This window comes from Streptomyces sp. UNOC14_S4 (assembly GCF_020740835.1).
Classification (GTDB): domain Bacteria; phylum Actinomycetota; class Actinomycetes; order Streptomycetales; family Streptomycetaceae; genus Streptomyces.
The window spans coordinates 1-715 of sequence record NZ_JAINFC010001026.1; the positions used below are offsets into that span (position 1 = coordinate 1).

1 protein-coding gene is annotated in these 715 nt (G+C 67.8%); it reads left to right on the forward strand.

Annotation, left to right across the window (positions count from 1 at the left end):
• The first annotated feature begins 339 nt into the window (after positions 1-339).
• Positions 340-657: a 4a-hydroxytetrahydrobiopterin dehydratase gene (locus K6I34_RS37710; protein WP_229332507.1), complete on the forward strand. Its 318-nt coding sequence runs from the start codon at positions 340-342 to the stop codon at positions 655-657.
• The last annotated feature ends 58 nt before the right edge of the window (positions 658-715 follow it).

The window sequence follows — 715 nt, forward strand, 5'->3', positions numbered from 1 at the left end:
GCATACGCACAGGCAGCACCGGCAGCACAGGCAGCACCCGCAGAGCCGATGAAGGCTCTGCGGGTGCTGCCTGTGCTGCCGGTGCTGCCTGTGCGTATGCCGTCCGTGTCGTCCATGCTGTGCCCCCTGCCTACCGCCGGGTAACTGGTCACGTCCGGCGCAGGAGCATAGGGGTGTCACCCTGTTCCCGGAAGGTGACGGGAGACGCGCTGCGTGCCGCCCCGCACATTGGCGCGAAAGCGCCCTCGTCACGTGGGACGCTGGAGTCACCGACATCCGTGGCGTCTGTGGCATCCGCGCATCCGCGCATCCGCAGTACCCGTGACGAAGGGATTCCTCATGGCGGTCGAACCGCTCTCCCAGAAGGACGTCGAAGAACGCCTCCAGGAGCTGCCCGGCTGGGCGACGGACGGCGACCGGATCAGCCGCTCCTACGCCTTCGACGGACATTTCGCCGCGGCGGCGATGGTGATTCATATCGCCCAGATCCAGGAGGAGTTGGGGCATCACTCGGACCTGACGCTCGGTTACAACACGATCTCCGTGAGCGTGAACACGCACAGCGTGGGCGGGAAGGTGACGGGCCTGGACATCGAGCTGGCGCGTCGGATCGAGTCCATTGCGGCTGGGCATGGGGCGCGTGGGGTGACGGCCTGACCTCGTCCGCGGGCCGGTGGGGCTTCTCGCGCAGTTCCCCGCGCCCCTGTTGTGGGGC